The organism is Neorhizobium vignae (genome assembly GCF_000732195.1).
GTDB classification, from domain to species: Bacteria; Pseudomonadota; Alphaproteobacteria; order Rhizobiales; family Rhizobiaceae; genus Neorhizobium; species Neorhizobium vignae.
On record NZ_JNNU01000013.1, the window covers coordinates 53,828 to 69,888 of the forward strand.

Genomic DNA, 16,061 nt, shown 5'->3' on the forward strand with positions numbered 1-16,061 from the left:
AAAGGTCCCGGGCCCCTATGAAAGGCTGGTCATTTTGGTGACGAGATAAGCGTCCATGCCCTCGGTGCCGCCTTCCGAGCCGTAACCGCTCTGCTTGACGCCGCCGAACGGCGTTTCGGCCATCGAGATGAAGTTGTTGTTGATGCCGACCATGCCGGCCTCGAGCGCGTCGCTGACCATCGCCGCGGTCTGGCTTGAGCGGGTGAAGGCATAAGAAGCAAGGCCGTAGGGCAGCCGGTTCGCCTGTTCGATCACATCGTCGAAGGAGCTGAAGCGGGCGGTGACCGCGACCGGGCCGAACGGCTCGTCATTCATGATGATCGCGTCCTGCGGCACGTCGGAGAGAACCGTCGGCTGAAAGAAATAGCCGCGATTGCTGCCGCGCTCGCCGCCGGCCTTGATTTTGGCGCCGCGCTGCACGGCATCGGCGACCATGCGCTCCATCGCCGGCACGCGACGGCTGTTGGCAAGCGGTCCCATCTGGCTCGACGGATCGAGGCCGTCGCCAACCTTCAAAGCGGACGCCGCCTTGGCAAAGCCATCGACGAACTTGTCGTGGACGCTGTCATGGACGTAGAACCGGGTCGGCGAGATGCAGACCTGGCCGGCATTGCGGTATTTCGCGTGCACCATGACGCGGATCGCGTGGTCGATATCGGCGTCCTCGAAGATCAGCACGGGGGCATGGCCGCCGAGCTCCATCGTGGCGCGCTTGACGCCGGCTTTTGCGGCGAGGACGGCGAGATGCTGGCCGACGGCGGTGGAGCCGGTGAAGGTGATCTTGCGGATACCTTCCGAGGCGATCAGATGTTCGGAGACGTCCGCCGGCTTGCCGTGCACGACGTTGAGCACGCCGTTCGGCAGGCCCGCATCCTGCAGCGCCCGGGCAATTTCAAGCACGGTCGAAGGCGTCTCTTCCGAGGGCTTGATGACCATGGTGCAGCCGGTCGCAAGTGCGGCCGAGATCTTGCGAGCCGGGATGACGCCCGGGAAATTCCAGGGCGTGAAGCCGGCGACGGGTCCGACCGGTTCCCTCGTGACCATCCAGCGGGCGCCGGGCACACGCGAAGGCACGATGCGGCCATAGGTGCGGCGGCCCTCGTCGGCGGTCCAGTCGAGAATGTCGGCCGAGATATGGACTTCCGGGATCGCCTCGGCGAGCGGCTTGCCCTGGTCGAGCACCATGCGCCGGCCGATTTCGTTTGCCCGTTCGCGCAGGATGTCGGCTGCCTTGCGGATGATCTTGGCGCGGTCGAAGGCGGTCGTTGCCTTCCATGCCTTGAATTCACGGGTGGCGGCCGACACGGCTCGCTCGAGGTCGGCAGGTGTTGCGTGCGGCAGGGCACCGATTGCTTCGCCGGTCGCAGGATTGATGACGTCCTCGGTGACGCGGCCTTCCGCGCCGAGCCACTCGCCATCCACGAAAAGTTTCAACTCACCATAAGAATGGGTCTGCGTCACGGTTTCCTCCCTCGCGGCGACCATAAGAAACTGCAGGGGGCGAAGCCCTCAGCGCACCACGAATAGCGCGTCGAGAGCCAAAGCCCCGTCCCCCTCGCCATAGACAACGAGCGGGTTGATATCGACCTCGGCGATCTCGGGGGTCGAGCGCATCAGCGCGCCGAGTTTGACGACGACATCGGCGATCGCCTCGACATCGCGCGCCGGCTGGCCGCGGAACGGTCCCAGCAGTTTCGATGCCTTCAGCTTGTGGATTTCGGCAATCGCCCGCGCGCGGCTGATATCGGCCGGCAGCAGGCGGGCATCGGCGAGAGCCTCGATCCAGACGCCGCCGAGGCCGACGAGCACGACTGGACCCCATAACGGATCGCGCTTGGCGCCGACCACCATTTCGAGGCCCTGGCGCGCCATGCCCTCGATCAGCACGCCGTCGAGCTTAAGGCCCGGTTTGTGCCTGGCAATGCTGGCATACATCTTTTCATGCGCCGCCCGCAGCGCCGGTTCATCGGCGATATTGACAATAACGCCGCCCACATCGCTTTTGTGAGCAAGCTCGGCGGCCTGCGCCTTCATGACGACCGGATAACCGACATCGGCTGCGATCGTCGCTGCTTCGTCGGCGGACTTGGCCAAAGCGCCCTTCGGGATGTGGATGCCGAGATCGGTAAGGATCCGCTTTCCGTCATACTCGACCACGAGACCCGAAGGTGGCAGTTTGGCGATCCGTGCGCCTTCCGGCGCCCGGTCCTTCGTGGCGGCGAGCGCAGCCGCATAATTCATCACCACCGCCATGGCGCGCATGGCGCGTTCCGGCGAGCGGAAGAACGGAATGCCGCTCTCGCGCACCGCCTTCATGAAGGTCGGGTCGAGCGGATAATCGTCGCCGACGATGTTGAGGATGACCGGCTTTGTCGCGGTCGCGGCGACTGGGATGATGGCGTCGGACTTCTTGATCTGCATCGGCGGCGAGCCGCCCGCGTGCGACAGGAAGACGATGCCCACATTCGGATCCTTCAGCATGGATGCCGTGGACGTTCCGAAAATACCGGGATTGGAGAAGCCGGTCGTACCGATGTCGAACGGGTTGTCGACATGGACGTAGGGCGGCACTTGCGTTGCAAGCTCGGCATGCACCTCATCCGACAGCGTCGCGATCGGCAGGCCGACGCGTTCGCAGAAATCGAAGCACAGGCCGCGGATGGCGCCGGAATTGGTGACGATGCCCGCCTCGCCCGGCGGCGGCGACGGATAGCGGGCGAGGATCGCGGTGACGTCGAACAGTTCGTCGGTCGTCTCGACCAGGGCGACGGCCTCGTTGCGCACGGCCGTCTGCATCAGCGCATGGTCGCCGGCAAGCGCGCCGGTATGCGATTGCGCGGCTTGCTTGCCGCGCTCGCTGGAGCCGGGATGCAGCATCACGATCGGCTTGCCGAGCTCGCGGGCGCGCCGCGCGACGGTGAGGAACTTTTGCGGGTTTTTGACCTGTTCGACATAGACCGCGACGACGGCGTTGTCCTTGTCCTCGATCAGCCAGCCGACCAGGTCCTCGGCGGCGATCACCGCCTCGTTGCCGGTGGCGATCACATAGGAAACCGCGATTTCGCGGGAATGCATGGCGAAGCGGATATTGGCCGCCGTCGCGCCGCTCTGGGCGACGATCGCGACTCTGGAACGCTCGCCGACGCCTCGGAGGTCGACCGGCTCGAACGTCAGCGGAATGCCGTCGACATAGTTGGTATAGCCCATGCAGTTGGGTCCGAGCATCGCCATGCCCGCCTTGCGGCAGATCTCAGCAAGCTCATCCTGCTGCCGGCGGCCCTCCTCGCCGGCTTCGGCGAAACCGGAAGAGTAGACGATGACACCCGCCACATCGCGCTCGACGCAGGCAAGAACCGAGTCCCTGATCGCCACCTGGGGCACGATGAGGATCACCACGTCGACGTCATCAGGAAGGTCGCCGATGGTCTTCACGCAGGGGCGACCGTTGATCTCGTCGCGCGAACGGCTGACGAGATGCAGGTCGCCGGCATATTTGAAAAGTTCGAGATTGGCGAGCACGCCGCCGCCGATCGAGGCGGGATCCGGCGACGCGCCCACGATCGCGATCGATCGTGGGCGCAGAAGACGGTCAAGATCGAACGGCTTGGCCGGATCGAGCGTCTTGGGAGCGGTGGTCATCGTATCAGCCATGGGAGCCACTTCTTAATCGCGACGGTAGGCACCGAGGCCCGGGCGGAAGGATTTCTCGTCCAGGAACTGACTCATGCCGGTATTACGGCCGTTTTCCGGGTCGCGGAGTTCCGTCTGATCGGACTTCGCCATCAGGTACTCGCCGGCCTGTTCCCAGGTAAGGTCGCGGGTGAAACGGCAGGCTGTCTTGGCCTGGCGCAGCACGAAGGGGTTCTTGCCGATCAGCGTCATGGCGAGCTTGCGGGTCTCGGCCTTCAGCTCGTCCGACGAGACGGCCTTGTTGACCAGCTTCATTTCCGCGGCCTGCTGGCCGGTGAAAGTCTCCCCGGTCATGATGTAATACATCGCGTCGCGGAAGCTCATCGTCTCCAGCACCGACTTGGTGACGATACCGGCCGGGATGATGCCCCAGTTGATTTCAGAAAGGCCGAATATGGCATCTTCCGAGGCGATCGCCAGATCGCAACCGACCAGGAACTGGAAGGCGCCACCAAAACACCAGCCGTTGACCATGGAGATGGTCGGCTTCGGGAAATACATCATCCGGCGCCACTGCCATGCGGCGTTCGCCCGGAACAGGCGTTCACGCTGGATCGGCGGCACCTTGTCGGTGGCGCGGAAATATTCCTTCAGGTCCATGCCGGCCGAGAAGGATTCGCCTGCGCCGGTGACGACCATCACCTTGCAGCGGTCGTCTTCTTCCAGCGCGTCCATGATCGCGTTCATTTCCCAGACGATGCCGGGGTTGATGGCGTTGCGCTGCTTCGGACGGTTGAGCGTCACCCAGGCGATACCCTCGTCGAAATCCACGGTAACATATTCGCCCCACCTGCCATTGTTCTGGCCGGCGGCAGCGGATTCGGTCTGGTTTTCCATAGCAAATTCTCCCTACTGGGGAAATGGATATCAGGGACCCGAATATGCGTCAAGCGACTTTCAATTTCGGGTCTTGCGAAAAGAAAGCAGCTTGCTGCCGTACCGAACCGATGCTTAACCGCGGCCGAGGAATGGCATTTCGACCGGCAGGATGATGCTTTCGTAAAGGTTCACGTCGTCTGGCAGCGTCGCCATCAGCACGACGATCCGTGCTACATCCAGAGGCATCATCGTTGCGGGACGCACCTTGTCGGTAACGCCGGGAACCAGCGAGCTGACCGTCGAGCCCGGATGCACCATGGAGACCGCGATGCCGTGCTCGCGGCCGTCGACGGCGAGCGAACGGGTCAGGCCCTCGAGCGCGAACTTGCTTGCCGTATAGGCGGCGGTATGGCCGCGCGGAACCTTGGACGACAGGCTGCCCATGTTGATGATCCGGCCGCGCTTCTGTTCCTGCATGATGGTGAAGGCGGCGCGGCTGCAATAGAAGACCGAGTGCAGGTTTGCCCCGATCACCTCGTGCCAGCGCTCGTTGGTGAGCTTTTCGACCGGCGTATGATCCGCGATGCCGGCATTGTTGATCAGGATGTCGAGCCGGCCATATTTTTCCTTCACCGTCGCGAACAGCCTTTCGACCTGCGCGTCGTCGGTAACGTCGGTCGGTACGACGAACGCTTGGCCACCTTCGGCCTCGATCTCGGCCACCAGTTTTTCAAGCTTGTCGGCGCTGCGGGCGGCAAGCACGGTGACGGCACCCTCAGCGGCAATCGCCCTGGCGATACCCCAGCCTATCCCTGAGCTGGCGCCGGTGACGATGGCAATGCGGTCCTTGATCGAAATCATCTGAAATTCCTCCTCGAATTGATGCGCTAGGCGCGCGAAATTCCTTCATAAAGTGCTTCGAGCCCGCGCCGGTCGCTGACCCCGAGCTTGCGATAGGCGCGCTGGCGGTAGGTGACGATGCTCGAAAGCGCGAGCCCCACCTTTTCGGAAATTTCCCGATGCGTGCGGCCGAGCAGCAGGCCGGCGGAAACCTCGGCCTCACGGCCCGAAAGTGCAAAGCCCGCCTGCAGCAGCCGCCCGGCGATCTCCTGCTGCGGCGGATGCAGGGGCACCGCCTGCGGCCGGCCCTGCAGGCGCACATGCTTCACGACCATGGCCATCAGGAGCGGTGCGAAGCCTTCCAGCCGTTCAACCGCGGAGAGCGGGAACGGACCGCTTTCGCGGGTGCGATAGAGGCTGGCGAAGATCCGCGGTTCCTCCGAGTGATAGATGGTCAAGCGTTCGAGCACGTGGGCGCGCTCGTAGCAGTCGCGACGGTATTCGGGGTCGCGGATGCCGTTCCAGGCCTGGCGCACCACCTGCACCCTGGCAAGTCCGGGGCCTCCGTTCAGCATCTGGCGGGTCACTCGATCGCGTTGCCAGTAACGGCGGGCGTAATCGAGCGAGGCGCGCTCGGCAAAGCCCGGAATGGTCGAGTGATAACCGCAGGCGAAGAGATAGGTGAGCGACCCGTCTTCCTCGGCCTGGAAGGCGGAACAGAAATCGGTGCCGGCGATGCCGCGCAGGGTTTCCAGCAGTTTTTCGGGGAAGCCGGGCTCGCCGACCTCGTTCATGAGGGCGGCCATGACGGTCATGTTGTCTCCATCAAGAGCAGGCATTGACGCCTCCAGGGTTGAGAACAAATCTGTCGGGGGCATGTCCACCTGCGAGGTGGACATGGGAGGGTCGGCAAAGGCCTACCATCACGGCCAATGCAACAAGCCTGGATATGGAGGAACCACCATGGTCGACGCACCAAAGCTTCGCAAACTCTATCACTTTTCCTACCCCTGCCGCGATGGCGAGGAGACACGCAAGTTCTACGAGGATCTGCTTGGCCTGCCGCTGGTCAACTGCATGACCGCCGACAAGGTGCCTTCGACGGGCGAAGAAAAGCCCTACGCGCATTTCTTCTTCGAAATGGGCGACGGCTCCTATATGGCCTTCTTCGACCTCGGCGAAAACATCATGCCGCTTCCCTCGCCGAACACGCCGGACTGGGTCCAGCACTTCGCCATGGAAGTCGATTCGGTCGATGAAGTCCTGACGTTCAAGAAGCGGCTGCAGGATGCCGGCGTGAAGACGACCGACGTCATCGACCACGAGTTCATCAATTCGATCTACTTCTTCGACCCGAACGGCCTGCGCCTGGAAATCACCGCCCGCACGGAAGAACCGGGCTATCTGGAACAGGCCGCGTCGGAAGCCCACGACGCCATGAAGGCGTGGATTCAGAAGAAGGCCGGCATGATCGCCAGGAAGTCGGCCGCCGCTTGAGATAGCCAATTGGGGACCGGACGAATGTCGAGCCCCCAATCCCGCCATGAAGGCGGAAGATGAAATTGGAGCACCACCGTTCCGGAATGGACGGTGGTGCTTTTCATGAAAGCTCACGTTCAATCCTCCCGATGGTCTGGAACTCGCTCCCGACGAGCTCCAGATTGTCTTCAAGACAACAACCCCTGCCGCTTGCTCCAGTCCACCACCCGGTCGATGCAGGTTTTGAGAAGCTCCGGCTGACCGAGGTAATAGTGGGTCGCGTGCGGGATCGTCATGTATTCCTTGTTCTCGGTGGCGAGCGCCGCCCGGATCGTCGGATTGTGGGTCGCCGGGACCGCCTCGTCGGCATTGTTCTCGATCTGCAGTACCGGCGAGCGCTTGATCAGCGCCGCGTTCATCGGACCCTTGGCATTCGAGAGGTCGTAGCTCCATTGCGAAAGCCAGGAACGCAGCGTCGTGAAGCGGGCAAGCCCTACCGGACCGACATTGACCGTGCGCGGATCACCCATATAACTCCTGCCGATCGGCCGGTCGTTCGGGTCGATAGTGCCGTCGAACCAGCGCACGTCGCACATGGTGCGGTGAACGACAAAGGCGCGCTCCTGCTCGAACGAGCCACGGCGCTTCAGCTCCGCCAGCATGGCGAGCGCCCAGTGGGTGATCTTGCGGTTGCGGGCAACCTGGGCAGCCCGGAAGCGCTGGATGAATTCAGCCGAATAGGGCGGCTGGTGCGGGCATTCGGGCGAATAGATGTCGAATTCCGGGTCGCGCAGATCCGGGTCCAGTTCGTCGAGAACCGACGGGTCGAGCCATTCGGTCAGCGTTTCGGCACGTGACAGGTGGGCCGCGATGAAGATCACGCCGTCGGCGGGCCTCAGGCCCGCTTCAACGAGGTTGACCTCGTCGCCGGCCGGAGTGTGGGTGATCGTCGGGTTCTCGGCCTGTGCCTGATAGAACAGAGACAGCGAACCGCCCCCCGACCAGCCGACCAGCACGACCTTTTCGTAGCCGAGTTCGCCCCTGGCATAATCGAGCCACTTGCCGAGGTCGATTGCCACCTTCTCCATGATCAGGGCGGTGTCGTTCTTCGGATAACGGCTTGCGGCGCAGAGCACGTGCAGACCGGCATCCGCAAGCGCGGTCGGCATCGGCAGGAGCTGCAGCGTCGAGGTTGGGTGCATGAAGACATAGACCGTCTTCGACGGCGCATCGGCGCCGCGCAGGAGCTGGCCCTCGAGATTGACCCTGCCGGAATTGCCGGCAAAGCCGTAGGTCTCGGTGTATTTCGCGGTCTCCGGAAAGGAGACGATCAGCGGGATCCGCTGCCATTCCGCCTTGGTGGTCATGGTGTCCTACCCGTTACGCTTCGCCCGCTCAGCCGGCGGAACCGGCGAACGGGCTTTTGAGATTGAGCTGTGAATGCGCCTTAAGCGACCGCTTCCGGTGACCTGGTCCCCGCCACGACCGGCACCGAAGTGGCGTCATAGGTGAACAGCCATTCGTAGCGCTGGTTGATCTTGTCTTCCTGCCATTCGGCATTGACGTAATCCTCCGCGAGCTTCGGATCCTTCAGCGCGGCATTGTGGAAACGGCTGAGATTGCCTTCCGCGCCGCGGACGATCTTGCCGGTGCGCTCGACGCGGGCCGCCTCATAACCGGCGAAGGCCGCTTCATAATTGCCGTTGTTCTCGGCAAGCGCACGAGCGAGAACGAAGCCATCCTCGATCGCCATCACCGCGCCCTGGGCAAGGAACGGCAGGGTCGGATGGCAGGCGTCGCCGAGCAGCGTCACGCGGCCGCGGGTCCATTCGTCCATCGGCGGACGCAGCATCAAGGCCCATTTGTAGGGCACATCGATCGCCTTGATCATCGTGTGGATGTCTTCGTGCCAGCCTTCATAGTCGGCCAGGCATTCTTCCACAGTGCCTGCGACCGACCAGGATTCCACCTGCCAGTCGGCGCGCTCGACCACCGAAACGTAGTTCATCAGCTTGCCGCCGCGCAGCAGGTACTGGATGACGTGGCCGCCGGGGCCGATCCAGTTGGTGCCGACCGGGCGCAGCATGCGCTCCGGCAAGCGCTCGACCGGGATGACGCCGCGCCAGGCGACGATGCCGGTGAATTTCGGGTCGTCGCGGCCGAACAGTGTCTCGCGGATCTTCGAATGTACCCCATCGGCGCCGACCACGATATCCGAAGTGGCGGTGGTGCCGTCGGCGAAGGCGATGGTCGCCCCCTTGTCGTCCTGGGTTATCCCGACGCATTTCTTGGACAGCTTGATCGCATCGGGCTTGATGCGACGCACGCCGGCTGCCAGCGTCTGGTGCAGGTCGTTGCGGTGGATGGTGATATAGGGGAAGCCGTAGCGCTCGATGGAAAGCGGGCCGAGGTCGAACAGTTTCCAGGACTGCCCGGTGTTCCAGAGACGAATCTCCTTGCCCTGCGCCTGTGAGGCGATCGACATGATGTCCTCTTCGAGCCCGAGCGAAAACAGAACCCGCGTGCCGTTGGCGCTGACCTGGACGCCGGCGCCGACTTCCTTCAGTTCGATCGCCTGCTCGTAGACGTCGACGTCAAACCCCTGGCGGAGCAGCGACAATGCCGCTGTAAGCCCACCGATCCCTCCTCCCACAACAGAAATCTTCATTTAGTTATCCTTTGAAATTCTGCAGGCAATCTCTCCCGACGCGCATGCAGCTGTCAACTATTTTTGATAAAGTATAATTGACTTTGTTCAAAACCAATTTCATATCTGCCTGTACGAGCTTTCGGACAGGCCCTTGGGAGACGACGGCTGCAATTGAAAGTTTCAGTCCACAGATCAAAAACAGGAAAGGATGTCGCGAAATTACACCTGAGATATCTGGCTTCCTGATATGAATGCGATAGGATCGAATACGGTGGGCGGCTGTGATATCTGATCGGCACGGGAGACCGCGGAATTCGATTGACTGACAAGAGGAATACTCTTGTATATAGTCAAATCTAGTTGCCTATAGACGAATTCAGGGCTGCGAATTCGAGGCGCCGCCCGGGGAGCATGCATAATGACGGTTTGGCCGGCGCCCAAGAGGAGCCAGACCGGTTCACATAGTCGGGTTTTCAGGGAGGAAACCATGGTCATCAAAAGTCCGCAGGATTTCGGCGCGGGCATCTTGTTCATCCTTTTCGGCGCGGTTGGCCTCTATGTCGGGTCCGACCTCTCCTTCGGTTCCGCCCGCAACATGGGCCCTGGCTATTTCCCGATGATCATTTGCGGCCTGATCGCACTGATCGGGCTGATCGTCACGGCAAAGTCGCTGGCGATCGAAGGTCCGGCCATCGAACGCATACGGTTCCGCCCGATCATCTTCATCCTGCTGGCGATTGCCGCCTTCGGCATCCTGATCTCCGAAATCGGCGCGGTAATCTCCTCGATCCTGTTGATCATGTTCGCTGCCTATGCACGGCGCGACGTCAACCCCATCGAAACCGTCGTCTTCGCGGTCACCACGGCGGCGTTCGTCGTTATCATCTTCGTGTACGCGCTTGGGCAGCCGATGCCCGTCTGGTGGGGCAGGTAATCCATGGAAGTCTTTGAACACCTCGCAACCGGTTTCATGGCTGCAGGCTCTATCGAGAACCTGATGTTCTGTCTGATCGGCGTCGTACTCGGCACGCTGATCGGCGTTCTTCCTGGCATCGGCCCCATTCCTGCGCTTGCCATCCTGCTGCCGATCACCTTCGGGCTTGATCCGCTTTCGTCGCTGATCATGCTGGCCGGGATCTACTACGGGGCACAATATGGCGGCTCCACCACCTCGATCCTGGTCAATATGCCGGGTGAAGCCTCTTCGGTCGTGACCTGTATCGAGGGACATCAAATGGCCCGCAAGGGCCGCGCGGGTGCGGCGCTCGCGATCGCCGCCCTCGGCTCGTTCTTCGCCGGCACGATCGGCACCGTGTTCATCGCGGCCTTCGGTCCACCGCTCGCCTCGATCGCCCAGCAGTTCAATTCGCCGGATTATTTCGCACTAATGCTGCTCGGCCTCGTCATGGCGATCGTTCTGGCGCACGGTTCGGTCCTGAAGGCTGTCGCGATGGTGCTGATCGGCCTGCTGCTCGGCCTCGTCGGCACCGACATCAACACGGGTCTTACCCGCTATACCTTCGGCCTTTCGGGCCTCTGGGAAGGCATCGACTTCCTGCCGCTGGTCCTCGGCCTCTTCGGCATCGTGGAAATCATCCGCAATCTCGAGAACCCGCCGTCGCCGCGCGAAGCGATCAGCACCCGCATGCGTGACATGTGGCCGACCAAGAAGGAATTCAAGGAAGCCTATCCGGCCGCCCTCCGCGGCACGGGCCTCGGCTCGCTCCTCGGCATCCTGCCGGGCGGCGGCGCGGTTCTTGCCTCTTTCGCCAGCTATACGCTCGAAAAGAAGATCTCGAAAAACCCGCGCAAGTTTGGCACCGGCGCGGTCGAAGGTGTCGCGGGCCCGGAAGCGGCCAACAACGCTGCCGCCCAGACCTCGTTCATCCCGCTTCTGACGCTGGGCATTCCCTCGAACCCGATCATGGCGATCATGATGGGCGCGATGATCATCCAGGGCATCCAGCCGGGTGCGGCGGTCATGACCACCCGCCCCGACCTCTTTTGGGGCATGGTCGCATCGATGTGGATCGGCAACCTGATGCTCGTCGTCATCAACCTGCCGATGATCGGCATCTGGGTGAAGCTGCTCTCTGTTCCCTACCGCCTGCTCTACCCGGCGATCCTGCTGTTTTGCGCGATCGGCGTCTACTCGACGAGCACCGAGCCGTTCATGATGGTTCTGATGATCGTTTTCACGGTCTTCGGTTACATCCTCTTCAAGCTCGGCTGCGAGCCCGCACCCATGGTGCTCGGTTTCATCCTTGGCCCGTTGATGGAGGAAAACCTGCGCCGTTCGCTGGTCATCTCGCGCGGCGATCCGACGATCTTCATCGACCGTCCGATCTCGGCCACGCTTCTGGTGGCGACGGTCCTGATGCTCTGCCTGATCATCTTCCCGCAGTTCCGCAAGACACGCGAGGAGGCGTTCCAAGAGGAATAACGGGCATTCCGCAACAGTTTTTTGGAGGAGGAGCCAATGACTGAACAACATCTGAAACTGACAAGACGCACCCTGATTGCAGCGGCCACGATGGCCGCCGTTCTCCCCGGTGTCTCGTTCGCACAATCCAGCTATCCCAACGCCACGATCACCTTCGTATGCGCCTTTCCGGCCGGTAGCGGCGCCGACATTCTGGTCCGCTTCTTCTCCGAAAAGGTGGCGGCCGTTTCAAAGCAGACGGTGATCGTCGAGAACAAGCCGGGCGCCAACGGCAATATCGCTGCCGAATATGTCAGCCGCGCCAAGCCGGACGGCTACACGGTCTATGTCCATTCCGGCACCTCGACCGCGGCCAACATGTCGCTGTTCAAGAAACCTTCGATTGACGTCACTCAGGCGTTGCGCGGCGTCCAGTTCATCAACAAGCAGCCCTTCATGATCGCGGTCGCGGCGGACAGCCCGATCAAGGACATGAAGCAGCTTACCGAGCATCTGAAGGCCAAGGCGGGCGATGCCACCTATGGCTCGACCGCGACCTCGGGCAAGGTTCTCGCCGAAGTCTACCTGCAGCTGGCAGGGGTCTCGGCGACCGAAGTCGCCTACAAGACCGGCCCGGATTCACTGAACGACATCACCAGCGGCCAACTCGATTTCGCGGCGCTCGATCCGGTCTTCGCGCTCAGCCAGCAGCGCGAAGGGCGACTGCGGCTGCTTGCGGTCGGCTCGCCGCAGCGCATGAAGTCGACGCCCGAAATTCCGGCCATCAAGGAATATGGCCTCAATGTCGACCAGCTCGGATGGTGGGGTGTGTTCGTGCCGGCCAAGACGCCGGACGATGTGGTCCTGAAGCTGAACGCGCTGTTCCGCGACGTGCTCGACCAGCCGGCAACGGAAGCCTTCCTGAACAAGTTCGGTGGGGACGTCTACAAAGGAACGCCGAAGGAGGTCGACGAGCTTCTTGCGAAGACCGTCGAGGAGTGGCGTGCCTATGTGGCGCTGGCGAAGATCCCGCAAAACTGAGGCTTGTTCAACGGGCTTTGCGGGAAGCTTTTTTGGGAATGAATGGGGCGTTCAAGGGAGGAACTTGTACCGATGATCACTGAAATCTCACGCAGAAACCTGATGATGGCGACTGCCGCGGCCGCCGCGCTCGCGCCTTTTGGTGCCTTTGCGCAGGGCGCTTATCCGAACGGCCAGATCACTTTCGTCTGCGCCTTCCCGGCCGGCTCCGGTGCCGATGTCCTGGTCCGCTTCTTTGCCGACAAGTTCGCCAAGGTCTCCGGCCAGACGGTGATCGTCGAAAACAAGCCGGGGGCCGCCGGCAACATCGCCGCCATGTACACCGCCCGCGCCAAACCGGACGGATATACGATCTACGTCCATTCCGGCACCTCGACAGCGGCCAACATGTCGCTGTTCAAGGCGCCGCCGATCGACGTCGTCAAGGAACTGCAGACCACCTCCTTCATCAACAAGCAGGCCTTCATGTTCGTGGTGGCTTACGACAGCCCGATCAAGGACATGAAGGAACTGACCAGGGTGTTGAAGGAAAAGGGCAACAACGCCAGCTACGCAACGGCTGCCACGTCCGGCAAGGTTCTCGGAGAAATCTACAAGCAGGTTGCCGGTGTCGATCCGGTCGAAGTCTCGTTCAAGGACGCCAAGGATTCGCTCAACGACCTGCTGAGCGGCTCTCTCGACTACGGCGTCCACGACCCGGTCTTCTGCCTGTCGCAGGCCAACGAGAAGCGCGTCCGGATCCTCGCGACCGGTTCGCCGATACGGCTGAAGTCGCTGCCGAACATCCCGACCGCCAAGGAACAAGGTTACGACATCGACCAGCTTGGCTGGTGGGGTTCCTTCGTTCCGAAGGCGACGCCGAAGCCGGTGGTCGACAAGATCAACGCGCTGTTCAACGAGCTCCTGGCTCAACCCGATACCGTCGCTTTCCTCGCGAAATTCGGCGGCGACGTCTATGTCGGCACCCCGGACGAGGGTCAGGCGCTGCTCGCCAAGACCGTCGAGGAGTGGAAGACGTACGTGGCCATGGCCAAGATTCCGCAAAATTAATCAACCGATTCGAAAGACCCTCTCGCCATAGTGCGGCAGGTTCTTTCGCAGGGACCCTTACAAACCGCATAGGAGATAAAAAGTGACAAAATGGCTTAAGAAGATCGCGCAAGCCACCGCCGCCGTGGCGATGCTGGCGGTCGCACAGATTGCACATGTTACGCCCGCCCAGGCCGCCTATCCGGAGCAGACGGTCACCTTTGTCTGCGCCTTCCCGGCAGGTTCCGGCGCCGACGTTCTGGTCCGCTATTTCGCGGACAAGGTCTCCAAGGTCGCCGGCGCCACGATCATCGTCGAAAACAAGCCGGGTGCGCTCAGCAACATCGCCGCTGAATACACGTCGCGCTCCAAGCCGGACGGCTACACGATCTTCGTCCATTCCGGCAACTCGATCGCCGGCAACATGTGGATCATGAAGAAGCCGCCGATCGACGTCGGCAAGGACCTGATGACGATTGCGACCATCAACAAGCAGGCCTTCATGATCGCCGTCGCCAAGGACGCGCCCTACAAGGACCTGAAGGAACTGACCGCCGCCATGAAGGAAAAGGGCGACGGTGGCTCCTATGCCGTCAACGCCACTTCGGGCAAGGTCATGGCCGAAGTCTACAAGCAGAAAGCCGGCCTCGAGACCGTTTCGGTCCAGTACAAGACCGCGGCCGACTCGCTCAACGACATCACCAGCGGCGCAATGGACTTCGGCTCCTATGATCCGGTCTTCGCCCTCGCGCAGCAGCGCGAAGGCCGCTTCCGTCTTCTCGGCGTCGGCTCGCCGGAACGCATGAAGGGCGCTCCGAACATCCCGACCCTGAAGGAACAGGGCTTTGACGTCGACCAGCTCGGCTGGTGGGGTGCCATGGTTGCCAAGGGCACGCCGGAAGACATCACCACCAAGATCAACGGCTGGTTCAACACCGTTCTGCAGCAGCCGGAAACCCAGAAGTTCCTGGCAGACCAGGGCGGCGACCCCTTTATCTCTACCCCGGCCGAAGCCCAGGCTCTGATGATCAAGACGATCGCGGAGTGGAAGGACTACGTCGCCATCGCCCAGATCCCGCAGCAGTAAGGTGCGTTCGGGCGTGGCCTCAGAAATCGATCCGGTGAATCGATTTCAACGGCGAACGCCCGCGCCCCAGCGGAGGGCTGGCGGCGGCGAGAACCCAAAAGAAAGCCGGCGGAAACGCCGGCTTTTCATTGCGGAGAATGACGGGAAGACCTGCCTCTTCCCGCAGGGAGATCCCGGTGTCAGTCCCGATAGCTCGGATCGATCCGATCCAGCTTGCGCAACATCGCCGGCCATTCCTTCAGTCCCGGCTTGGCCGGCGACATCTCGTACATATGCGCGGTCAGTTCGGCGATCTTCTCCTGCGGGATCGTGAGGCCCTGCGGCTGGGCGGCCATGGCGGCGAGCTGGGCGCGGGCGGCCTTTTCCAGCCAGAAGGTCCAGACGAACGCCTCGCCGACACTTTCGCCTGATGTCAGCGTGCCGTGGTTCTTGAGGATCATGTTCTTGTGCGGGCCGAGGTCGTGGATCAGCCTTTCCTGCTCTTCCATATTGAGGGCCAGGCCCTCGTAGCCGTGATAGCCGATGCGGTTGTAGAAGAACATCGAATGCTGGGAGAGCGGCAGCAGGCCGCAATCGAGCATGGAAAGCGCCATGCCTGCCTCGGTATGCAAATGCATGACGCAGTTGAGCTCGTGGCGCGCCTTGTGCACGGCGTGGTGGATGACGAAACCGGCGCCGTTCACCGGATAGTCGGACTTGCCGATGATCTTCGCCTCGTGGTCGATCTTGACGAGGTTGCTCGCCTTGATCTCGTCGAAGGCCATCCCGAAGGGGTTGATCAGGAAGTGGTCTTCCGTGCCCGGGACGCGGGCCGAGATATGCGTGTAGATGAGGTCGTCCCAGCCGTAGAGTGCTGCGAGGCGATAGGCGGCGGCGAGATCGACGCGGACGGCCCATTCCTCGTCGGTGACCGAGGCGCGGTCGAACTCGGTAATGACTTCGCCGGACTGGTCCTGCCCTGCCAGTCCGATGACGTGACGTTGAAATGCCATGTTACTTCCTCC

14 protein-coding genes are annotated in these 16,061 nt (G+C 62.1%); 6 read left to right on the forward strand and 8 right to left on the reverse strand.

The window, feature by feature from the left end; genetic code table 11:
- Positions 1-15: 15 nt before the first annotated feature.
- The 5 genes from GQ59_RS21570 to GQ59_RS30700 form a co-directional block, all read right to left on the reverse strand.
- Positions 16-1,485, reverse strand: coding sequence for an NAD-dependent succinate-semialdehyde dehydrogenase (locus GQ59_RS21570; RefSeq protein WP_037084883.1), 1,470 nt, complete (start codon positions 1,483-1,485; stop codon positions 16-18).
- Between the two features lie 24 nt (positions 1,486-1,509).
- Positions 1,510-3,651 carry an acetate--CoA ligase family protein gene (locus GQ59_RS21575; protein WP_201772431.1) on the reverse strand — a complete coding sequence of 714 codons (2,142 nt, stop codon included), beginning with the start codon at positions 3,649-3,651 and terminating at the stop codon, positions 1,510-1,512.
- A 12-nt stretch (positions 3,652-3,663) separates the two neighbouring features.
- Positions 3,664-4,527, reverse strand: coding sequence for a p-hydroxycinnamoyl CoA hydratase/lyase (locus GQ59_RS21580; protein ID WP_037084884.1), 864 nt, complete (start codon positions 4,525-4,527; stop codon positions 3,664-3,666).
- 114 nt (positions 4,528-4,641) lie between these two features.
- Positions 4,642-5,370, reverse strand: a complete 729-nt coding sequence (locus GQ59_RS21585) for an SDR family oxidoreductase (protein ID WP_037084886.1) — start codon at positions 5,368-5,370, stop codon at positions 4,642-4,644.
- A 26-nt stretch (positions 5,371-5,396) separates the two neighbouring features.
- The gene (locus GQ59_RS30700; protein WP_162183309.1) at positions 5,397-6,188 is read right to left on the reverse strand and encodes a helix-turn-helix transcriptional regulator; all 792 of its coding nucleotides are present in this window, start codon (positions 6,186-6,188) and stop codon (positions 5,397-5,399) included.
- A gap of 124 nt (positions 6,189-6,312) precedes the next feature.
- On the opposite strand from GQ59_RS30700, the gene GQ59_RS21595 reads away from it, so the two are divergent.
- Positions 6,313-6,846, forward strand: coding sequence for a VOC family protein (locus GQ59_RS21595; protein ID WP_037084889.1), 534 nt, complete (start codon positions 6,313-6,315; stop codon positions 6,844-6,846).
- Between the two features lie 170 nt (positions 6,847-7,016).
- Here GQ59_RS21595 and GQ59_RS21600 read toward each other — a convergent pair whose 3' ends face one another.
- On the reverse strand, positions 7,017-8,195 hold the full coding sequence (locus GQ59_RS21600) for an alpha/beta hydrolase family protein (RefSeq protein WP_037084891.1): 1,179 nt from the start codon (positions 8,193-8,195) through the stop codon (positions 7,017-7,019).
- Positions 8,196-8,275: 80 nt separating this feature from the next.
- Positions 8,276-9,496, reverse strand: a complete 1,221-nt coding sequence (locus GQ59_RS21605) for an FAD-dependent monooxygenase (protein WP_037084895.1) — start codon at positions 9,494-9,496, stop codon at positions 8,276-8,278.
- Between the two features lie 469 nt (positions 9,497-9,965).
- Between GQ59_RS21605 and GQ59_RS21610 the strand changes: the two genes are divergently transcribed.
- From GQ59_RS21610 to GQ59_RS21630, 5 genes are all read left to right on the forward strand, one after another.
- On the forward strand, positions 9,966-10,412 hold the full coding sequence (locus tag GQ59_RS21610; protein ID WP_051904119.1) for a tripartite tricarboxylate transporter TctB family protein: 447 nt from the start codon (positions 9,966-9,968) through the stop codon (positions 10,410-10,412).
- 3 nt (positions 10,413-10,415) lie between these two features.
- Positions 10,416-11,921, forward strand: a complete 1,506-nt coding sequence (locus tag GQ59_RS21615; RefSeq protein WP_037084897.1) for a tripartite tricarboxylate transporter permease — start codon at positions 10,416-10,418, stop codon at positions 11,919-11,921.
- Positions 11,922-11,957: 36 nt separating this feature from the next.
- Positions 11,958-12,941: a Bug family tripartite tricarboxylate transporter substrate binding protein gene (locus tag GQ59_RS21620; RefSeq protein ID WP_037084899.1), complete on the forward strand. Its 984-nt coding sequence runs from the start codon at positions 11,958-11,960 to the stop codon at positions 12,939-12,941.
- 72 nt (positions 12,942-13,013) lie between these two features.
- Positions 13,014-13,991 (forward strand): Bug family tripartite tricarboxylate transporter substrate binding protein, encoded by a 978-nt coding sequence (locus tag GQ59_RS21625; protein WP_037084901.1) that lies wholly within the window; start codon positions 13,014-13,016, stop codon positions 13,989-13,991.
- An 82-nt stretch (positions 13,992-14,073) separates the two neighbouring features.
- Entirely contained in the window at positions 14,074-15,057 is a 984-nt protein-coding gene (locus GQ59_RS21630) for a Bug family tripartite tricarboxylate transporter substrate binding protein (protein ID WP_037084905.1), read from the forward strand.
- 179 nt (positions 15,058-15,236) lie between these two features.
- Here the strand turns inward: GQ59_RS21630 and GQ59_RS21635 are convergent, their stop codons facing one another.
- Positions 15,237-16,049 carry a class II aldolase/adducin family protein gene (locus GQ59_RS21635; protein ID WP_084683250.1) on the reverse strand — a complete coding sequence of 271 codons (813 nt, stop codon included), beginning with the start codon at positions 16,047-16,049 and terminating at the stop codon, positions 15,237-15,239.
- Between the last annotated feature and the right edge of the window lie 12 nt (positions 16,050-16,061).